This window comes from Halomonas sp. 707D4, assembly GCF_024158685.1.
Lineage (GTDB): Bacteria > Pseudomonadota > Gammaproteobacteria > Pseudomonadales > Halomonadaceae > Vreelandella.
This window is the reverse complement of sequence record NZ_JAMZBD010000419.1, coordinates 1-2,699: the sequence shown is the minus strand read 5'-3', so window position 1 is coordinate 2,699 and position 2,699 is coordinate 1. Positions and strand designations below refer to the sequence as shown.

Here is a 2,699-nt window from a genome sequence, read left to right as displayed (position 1 = left end):
GACCATGAGCGTCACGGTGTCGGTACAGCAGCGCGCCAACGACGCCTACGCGCTCAACAACGAGACGATCGCCACGTCCACGCGAATTCGCGTCAACAACGACGACCTGCTCAACCGCCAGAGCCTGCTCGAGGAGGCGACCCAGGCGCTGGCCCGCCGGCTCGCCGAGCGCATCATCGAGCGGCTGGGCCGACTCGAGGCGCCGGCGTGAAAGTCTTCGCCGACCAGCTGGCCGCGCAGCTCGCCAAGAAGCTGCCCCGCACGGTGATCGTCGCAGGCGAGGAGCCCTTGCAGCATCGCGATGCCTGCGACGCGGTGCGCCAGGCGGCGCGCTCCGCCGGCATCGAGGAGCGCGAGGTGCTCGATGTGGAGCCCAACTTCGCCTGGGGGCGGCTGCTGGAAACCGCCAGCAACCTGTCGCTGTTCGCCAGCAGCAAGCTTCTGGAGCTTCGCCTGGGCCACCACAAGCTCGGCCAGGAGGGCGCCAAGGCGCTTACCCAGTACGCCGAACTGATGGAGCAAGGTGACGACGTGCTGTTGATCAGCATGGGCAAGCTCGACGCCAAGCAGCAGAAGAGCGCCTGGTTCAAGGCGCTCGACAAGCAGGGGCTGTTCGTGCCGGTCTGGCCGGTGGACGTTTCGCGGCTGGGCTACTGGCTGCGCGACCGCGCCGCCCTGCACGGCGTGCAGATCGATCTCGATGCGGCGCGCCTGCTCGGCGAGCGTACCGAAGGCAACCTGCTCGCCGCCGACCAGGAGCTCCAGAAGCTGGCGCTGATCCACCCGCCGGGCGCCCGGCTCGACGTCGAGAGCATCGCCGTGGGCGTCGAGGACAGCTCGCGCTTCGACGTCTTCAACCTGGCGGATGCCTGCCTCAAGGGCGAACCTCAGCGGGTATCCCGCATCGTCACCGGGCTCAAGAGCGAAGGGGTCGAGGCACCGATCGTGCTCTGGGCGCTGACCCGGGAGCTCAGGACGCTGCTCTCGCTCCACCAGCACCTGGACCAGGGTCAAAGCTTCGAGCACGCCTGCAAGACGCAGAAGCCGATGATCTTCGACAAGCGCCGCCCCGCCTACCAGAAGGCGATCAACCGGCTGCCGATGAAGCGCCTGCACAAGCTTCTGCTCATGGCCCAGCGTCTGGATCTCGCGGTCAAGGGTGCATCCGCAGTGCCGCTGTGGCCGGGGTTGCACGATTTGGCGATGACGCTTTCCGGAGCGAAAGGTATACTCGCCGAGACCCCCTGGACCTACCGTATCGGGGTCTAGGATTCATGACTCCCCGTTCTACTGCGCCTAGCGCGATTGTCTAAGGATGAAGACGATGAAAACCCTGCGTGCCTCCCTCTCCTCCCTGCTGATCCTGGCCCTGGTGATCACCAGCCTGCCGGTCGTCGCCGCCACGCCCGCCGCCAGCGAGCTGATGTCGACCCAGTCGGTGCTGGCAAGCGATCAGGCCGGCAGCGATCGCCAGCGCATCAGCGACGTTCTCGCCCGCGCCGACGTGCAGCAGGCGCTCTTGAACCAGGGCGTGAGCCCGGCGGACGTGCAGGAGCGCGTGGCGGCCCTGAGCGACAGCGAAGCCCAGCAGATGGCGGATCGCCTCGACGAGCTTCCCGCCGGTGCCGGCGGCGTGGTCGGTGCACTGTTCGCGGTGTTCGTGATCCTCTTGATCACCGACATTCTCGGCCTGACCGACGTCTATCCGTTCACGCGCTGATCACTTCATGACACGCCGTCTCTTCAACGCCCGCCTCGCGGGCGTTTTCATGCTGGCCCTGATGCTTAGCGCCTGTGCGCGAACGCCGGTGTTGCTCGACAGTACCCGCGAGGAGATCGCCCCGCGCACGGAGATCGGCGAGGTGCCCTTTTACGCTCAGAGCGAGTATCAGTGCGGCCCGGCGTCGCTTGCCATGGTACTCGAGCATCAGGGCGAGACCGTCAGCATCGAGTCCCTCATTCGCCAGGTCTACGTGCCCGGGCGAGAAGGCAGCCTGCAGCCGGAAATGCTCGCCACCGTGCGCCGCCATGGCCTGATCGCCTACCCGATCCGTCCTACCGTGGATGCGCTGCTCGGCCATCTCGACGCCGACGAGCCGGTGGTGGTGCTGCAGAATCTGTCGCTGCCGCTCTACCCGATGTGGCACTACGCGGTGGCGATAGGCTACGACCTGCCCGGGGAAACCCTGATACTGCGAAGCGGCGAGATTCCCCGCCACACGCTTTCGCTTGCGCGTTTCGACGCCACCTGGGCGCGTAGCCAGCGCTGGGGGTTCGTGGTCAAGCCGCCGGGCGAACTCGCCGCAGGCGTCCCGGTACGCAGCGCGATCGAGGCGATCAGCGCCTTCGAGGCCGTGCAAGGGCAAAGCGCTGCCCTCGATAGCTGGCAGGCGCTGGTCGAGCGCCACCCGGACAGCGCGCTTGGCTGGTTCGCGCTCGGCAACGCTCGCTACGCCGATGGCGAGCCCCTGCAGGCGGTCGAGGCTTTCGAAACGGCGACCCGCCTCGATCCAGCGCTCGGCGCCGCGTGGCTCAATCTGGGACTGCTGCTGACCCAGCTCGGCCAGAACGGCGCGAGCGCCGCCTTCGAGCGCGCTGCCGCCCTCGAGGGGCCTTGGCAGGAGAAGGCGCGCGATCACCTCGGCCGCTGAGTCACATTTGGCGCACCACGAAAAAAGGGCCCGCAGGCCCTTTTTTCA

General features: G+C 67.3%; 3 protein-coding genes and 1 pseudogene. All 4 read left to right on the top strand.

Annotation, left to right across the window (positions count from 1 at the left end):
• A pseudogene (locus BIS11_RS14615) lies at window positions 1-211 on the top strand (hypothetical protein); the annotation flags it as partial.
• Window positions 208-1,269, top strand: coding sequence for a DNA polymerase III subunit delta (gene holA / locus BIS11_RS14610; protein ID WP_253426857.1), 1,062 nt, complete (start codon window positions 208-210; stop codon window positions 1,267-1,269). The pseudogene BIS11_RS14615 and the gene holA, both read left to right, overlap by 4 nt.
• Before the next feature lie 55 nt (window positions 1,270-1,324).
• On the top strand, window positions 1,325-1,720 hold the full coding sequence (locus tag BIS11_RS14605; RefSeq protein WP_253586394.1) for a PA2779 family protein: 396 nt from the start codon (window positions 1,325-1,327) through the stop codon (window positions 1,718-1,720).
• A 7-nt stretch (window positions 1,721-1,727) separates the two neighbouring features.
• Entirely contained in the window at window positions 1,728-2,651 is a 924-nt protein-coding gene (locus BIS11_RS14600; RefSeq protein WP_253426333.1) for a PA2778 family cysteine peptidase, read from the top strand.
• Window positions 2,652-2,699: the final 48 nt, after the last annotated feature.